The organism is Candidatus Stoquefichus massiliensis AP9, assembly GCF_000455285.1.
In the GTDB taxonomy this organism is placed as follows: Bacteria; Bacillota_I; Bacilli_A; order Erysipelotrichales; family Coprobacillaceae; genus Stoquefichus; species Stoquefichus massiliensis.
The window spans coordinates 309,184-315,183 of sequence record NZ_HG005285.1 but is presented as its reverse complement, the minus strand read 5'-3'; the positions used below and the strand labels follow the sequence as shown (position 1 = coordinate 315,183).

5 protein-coding genes are annotated in these 6,000 nt (G+C 29.1%); all 5 read left to right on the top strand.

Going from position 1 to position 6,000, the window contains the following annotated elements:
* Positions 1-198 precede the first annotated feature (198 nt).
* A complete protein-coding gene (gene rpsD / locus BN350_RS03750; protein ID WP_028042389.1) occupies positions 199-804 on the top strand; it encodes a 30S ribosomal protein S4 in 606 nt (201 codons plus the stop codon).
* A 439-nt stretch (positions 805-1,243) separates the two neighbouring features.
* On the top strand, positions 1,244-2,986 hold the full coding sequence (locus tag BN350_RS03745; RefSeq protein ID WP_028042388.1) for a septation ring formation regulator EzrA: 1,743 nt from the start codon (positions 1,244-1,246) through the stop codon (positions 2,984-2,986).
* Positions 2,987-3,054: 68 nt separating this feature from the next.
* Complete coding sequence (locus BN350_RS03740; protein ID WP_028042387.1) at positions 3,055-4,194, top strand: cysteine desulfurase family protein; 1,140 nt, start codon at positions 3,055-3,057, stop codon at positions 4,192-4,194.
* A gap of 4 nt (positions 4,195-4,198) precedes the next feature.
* Complete coding sequence (gene thiI / locus BN350_RS03735) at positions 4,199-5,398, top strand: tRNA uracil 4-sulfurtransferase ThiI (RefSeq protein WP_028042386.1); 1,200 nt, start codon at positions 4,199-4,201, stop codon at positions 5,396-5,398.
* Between the two features lie 58 nt (positions 5,399-5,456).
* Positions 5,457-5,672: an alpha/beta-type small acid-soluble spore protein gene (locus BN350_RS03730; protein ID WP_028042385.1), complete on the top strand. Its 216-nt coding sequence runs from the start codon at positions 5,457-5,459 to the stop codon at positions 5,670-5,672.
* Positions 5,673-6,000: the final 328 nt, after the last annotated feature.

Below are 6,000 nucleotides of genomic sequence, written 5' to 3'. Positions count from 1 at the left end.
GACTATAGAATGGAATTATGATATTGTTTACTAGCGTATTAAATGATAGCAGCACATAAAGTGTTAGCCAATGCGTTTGTAACTGACGGATGTAGAGTATTCTTGCTGCTAATGAAGAAATACTTAGTACAAACACAACCTAACAGATTTATGCATGTTATTGTTTTATGCAAAATAAAACAATAGGAGGAAGACATTATGTCACGTTATACTGGACCACAATGGAAAAAATCTAGACGTTTAGGTTTTTCTACATTAGAAACTGGTAAAGAATTATCAAAAAGACCTTATGCTCCTGGTCAACATGGGCAAAAGAGAAAAAAACCAACTGAATATGGATTACAATTAGCTGAAAAGCAAAAAGTAAGACATATGTATGGAGTTAATGAAAAACAATTCCATAACACATTCAAAAGAGCAAGCAAAATGGAAGGAATCACTGGTTATAACTTCTTCTGCTTACTTGAATCAAGATTAGACAACGTTGTTTACAGATTAGGTTTTGCAACAACTAGACGTCAAGCAAGACAATTAGTTAATCATGGACACATTATGTTAAATGGTGTAAAAACTGATATCGCTTCTTGTCATGTTAAAGTTGGAGATGTTGTTTCAGTTAAAGAAAAATCTAAATCATTAGAAATTATCAAAACTGCTTTAGCATCACAAGTTCATACACCAGGATTCGTAGAAGTTGATGCAGAAAAAATGGAAGGTAAATTCATTAGATTACCTGAAAGATCTGAATTAAACCAAGAAATCAACGAATCACTAATCGTAGAATACTACAACAGATTGGGATAACAATAATAAAGTATTTGATAACTGTTTTACAGCTATTGGATACTTTTTTTATTTTATATTTATTTAAAAAGACTGTAAATAATAGTTTTTGTTATTTACAGTCTTTTGTTTGATATTGGATTTTTTGAACATAGATGGCTTTACTGTGGTAATTTCCCATTATCTATCCATTGATAAGTAAAAGATTCCTTTTTTATAAACAAGAAACCTCTTTGTCGTAGAACAACAAAGAGGAGTCTGTGCAGTAGGCATTTGATGATTCAAACTAATTTATCCATTAATTTTGTAAAATATTAGATTAATAATCAATTATATTTATTGGTTGATGCATAGTGTTTTTTTAAGAGTTAATAAATTTCATCACTCGTAAATTACGAGTAGGCTTTTGTTGTTTTTTGTGATACAATAAAAAAGTAGAAAAAGAAAGGATTTTGGAAGTATGGATAAAGTGATGGAAATTATTGAAAAAATTGGAACCCGAAACCTGATCTTTGCTGGGATAGGATTAATTGTTTTGGTGATTCTCTTTCTTTTATATAGAGGAATGAGATTAAGAAAATATAGAAAACTAATTGTTGAAGTAGAAAATAGAATGAATGCAATTAAATCATTACCATTACAATATCGATTAGGGAGAGTTCATAGTATTTCTAAAAATATGCCTGATGTTGTTGAACAATATCAAGAGTATGCTGCTGAATTTGAAAGAATTACAGATTATCAGAAAAATGAGTTGGCTGTTTTAGTTAATGAAGTAGATGAACAATTATTTTATGGGAAACTTCGTAAAGTTTCTAAAAAGATGAAAGAATTAGATGATATGTTATTTACATATGAAAAAGATTCTCAAGCTTTATTAGCACAAATAGAAACAATTACTGAAATCGAAAATGTACAAAGAATAGAAATTATTCGTGTTAAAGAAAAATATCGACAAACAATTGATCAGTTTGAATCTATTCGTTTTAAAGTAGAAGAATTTGTTCCAAGTCTTTTAAATATCTTTAATGAAATTGATGATTCTTTTGTTAAATTAGAAGGTATGATGAATAATCAGAGATTTGAAGAAGCTCAGCATTATACAAAAGAAATAGAAGAAAGAGTAGATTGGATTGATCAGCGCTTAGAAGATTTACCAAGTTATATTGCAGTTGTTAGACAATATATTCCTAAAAAAATAAATCATATAGAAACATTGCTTGAAGAAATGTCACAAGATGATTTTTCATTAAATCAATTAGATGTTCAAGGTCGTTTTGATGTGATTAAAAATACAATTGAAGAATCAATTGTTCATATCAAAAAATTAGAATTAGATAATATGGGCGAGGTATTACAAAGTCTAGTAGATAGTATTGATGCTTTAATTCATGATTTAGAAACTGAAAAACAATCTTTTGTAGAATTTAAAGAAAAATGGGATGCATGTTATACTTTGATCACTGAGATTTATGATCAATATAAACAAGCAATGATTGACTATAATCGTATGAAAAACTTATATATTATTGATATTGATCATGTTGAAATAGATGAAAAATTCCATGAATTTGATAAAATTTTAAGAGAATCTTATAATTTGGAAGAAGAAATGAAAAAAGGTGATTTTTCATATTCGCAAATGATATCTAAAGTGGAAATAATGCATAATAGGGCTGCTGCTCATCAAGATAACTTGGATACATTCTTTGCTTTTAGAGATAATCTTTATTTACAAGAACAACGAGCAATTGATGAATTAGAAAATATTAATATTGTATTATTAGAAATCAAATCTGAAATTAAAAATAAGCACTTACCAATGATTAACGAATCATATAAAGATTATATACAAGATTCATATGATAAAGCAGCTCAAATTCAAGCATATAGAATGAATCGACCAGTCGAATTAGCAGAATTATCAAAACGTGTTGATGGGGCAAGAGATGTAATTTATAAGCTTTATGATAATGTTCATAATTTGATTGTTACGGCTGAAATGGTAGAAGAAGCGATTGTCTTTGGTAATCGTTATCGTTCAACTTTCTTAGAAGTGAATACAGAATTAACAAAAGCTGAGGTGCTATTTAGAAATGGTGAATATACCAAAGCTTTATCAACTGCTGTTGATATTATCGAAAAGATTCAGCCAGGTTCTTATGAAGAACTTATAAAAAAATCTAGTGAAAAGTCCAATTAAGGACTTTTTTAGTAGTATTTTTTCATTAAAAATGTTATATATACATATATTAGATGTGGAGGGAACATATGATTTATTTAGATTATGTATCAACAACACCTTTAAATAAAGAAGTTAAGAATATGTATCAGTCTTTACTTAATGATTATTTTGCAAATGCTGATTCATTATATTCATTAGGTTTACAAACAAGTTCCTTGATGGAAAAATCAAGAAGTTTAACTGCTCAGATGTTAGGTGTTAAACCTACAGAGATTATTTTTACAAGTGGAGCGAGTGAATCTAATAATGCAGCAATTAAAGGGTGTGCTTTTCAATATCAAAACAGAGGAAAACATTTGATAACAAGTGCTATTGAACATTCTAGTGTTCATAATACTTTTATTCAATTAAGGGATGTTTTTGGATTTGATGTTGATTTTATTTCAGTAAATGAACAGGGAATGTTAGATTTACAAGAATTAGAAGATAAGATACGAGAAGATACTATTCTTGTGTCAATTATGTATGTGAATAATGAAATAGGTATTATCAATCCTATTCATAAAATTAGAGAAATTGTATCTCAAAAAAATAAGAAAACAAAATTACATGTAGATATGGTTCAGGCTTTAGGGAAAATTCCAGTTGATTTATCATTGGTTGATCTGGCTAGTTTTTCAGCCCATAAGATCTATGGATTAAAAGGAAGTGGTGTTTTATACAAGAATGAATCAACATCATTAGTTCCATTGATTAGTGCTGGACAGCAGGAATATGGAATACGTGGTGGAACATCAAATACAGCAACACATACTATGTTTGCAAAAACACTACGTTTAGCATTAGAAAATCAAAATCAGAAGTATCAGTATGTTCAATCATTAAATCATTATGTGAGAAAAGTTTTAATGACATTAGATGATGTTGTTATGAATACGCCAGAAATGAATAGCTCACCATATATTTTAAATTTCTCATGTATTGGATATAAACCTGAAGTTATTTTACATGCTTTAGAAGCACAGGAATGTTATGTCTCAACGAAGAGTACATGTTCATCACATAAAAATGATGTTTCTAGGACACTTGCTGCAATGCATTTACCAGATGCTGTTGCAAGAAGTGCAATTCGTATGAGTTTTTCGGATTTAACAACACAAAATGAAGTAGAAGAATTTTTATTTCATTTAAAAACAATATTAAAAACAATTAAAAAGCAGAGGTAAAAGAATGGAATGTAATCATATTTTAGTTCGTTTTGGTGAACTTACAACAAAAGGTAAGAATCGTAAATTATTTATTCGTAAATTATGTCAAAATACAAAAGAAATATTAAAAGACTTCTCGGAGTTGAAATATGATCTTTCTTTTGATCGTATGTATATTATACTAAACGGTGAAGATGCTAAGGCTGTCTGCGAGAAATTAAAGACAGTCTTTGGGATTTATTCTTTTTCAGTTTGTTATAAAGTAGAAAGTGATTTAGAGAAGATTAAAGATGTTTGTTTGCAGATTGTTGAAAAACAGCCAGGTCAGACTTTTAAAATTAATACAAAGAGAAATGATAAAGACTATCCACTGCATTCTCATGATATCAATACAGCAATTGCTGGTTATATTTTTCATCATACAACGAAAACAGATTTAAAAGTTGATGTCCATAACCCTGAAATTATGGTAAAAGTAGAATTGCGTAAAGAATATACATATATTATGGACAATGTTATTTTGGGTGCTGGTGGATATCCTGTTGGTATTGGTGGTAAAGCGTTATTAATGTTGTCAGGAGGTATTGATTCTCCAGTGGCAGGTTATTTAACATTAAAAAGAGGTGTTGATATTGAATGTATCCATTATGCATCACCACCATATACAAGTGATCAGGCACGTGAAAAAGTGTTGGATCTTGTTGATGTTTTAAGACATTTTACACATGGAAAGATTGTTGTTCATATTGTTCCTTTTACAGAACTTCAATTAGCTGTTTATGAACATTGTGAAGAAAGTTATGCGATGACTGTTATGCGTCGTATGATGTATCGTATTGCCCAAGGTCTTGCCTTAAAAAATAATTGTTTAGCGATTGTAAACGGTGAAAGTATTGGTCAGGTAGCATCACAGACATTAGAAAGTATGGCGGTAATTAATAGCGTTATTTCAATGCCTGTTTTACGTCCTGTTGCATGTATGGATAAATTAGAAATTATCAATATCGCTAATAAAATAGGAACTTATGATATTTCTATCCGCCCACATGAAGATTGTTGCACAATCTTTACACCAAAACAGCCAGCAACAAAACCAAAAAGTTATAAAGCAGAAACTTTTGAAGCGAGTTGGGATTATGAAAAGATGGTTTTAGATTGTATTGAAAATACAACTGATATTGTCATTGATGACAATTATAAAAATATTGAAAATTTATTTTAAAAAATATGAATAAGATTTTAACTCTGACACAAACTAATTGTGTCAGGAGGTGAAAGTTATGAACTCAAACAATTCAAGTAAAAACAGATTAGTAGTTCCTGGTGCTCAAAACGCAATCGATCAAATGAAATACGAAATCGCTAATGAATTTGGTGTTAACCTTGGACCTGATGCAACTTCTCGTGCTAACGGATCTGTTGGTGGTGAAATCACTAAGAGATTAGTTGAAATGGGACAAAGCCAAATCGCAGGTAGACAATCTCAAAATCATTAAGCTTTATAAAGACCCTAGTCATAAAACCTTATGAGTAGGGTTTTTTTCATTTCTAATTCATATTGATAAACATTGGGATATGAAAGTTCACAAATAATTATAGTATGACTTGAAAGAGTTTAAAACATAAATTTATAGTATTCAAATACAGATGTTTAAATAAATGAAATGGAAAAATCAAAAAAACGATTAAGTTTTTTGGTTTTTAATAATATTATCTAATATATTCAATACTTTCTTTTGCTACGCATTATTTTATTTATGATATCATATCATCCGTTAATTCTTACGCTAGTATCTTGTAATAATTTAACAGAAAACACAAATT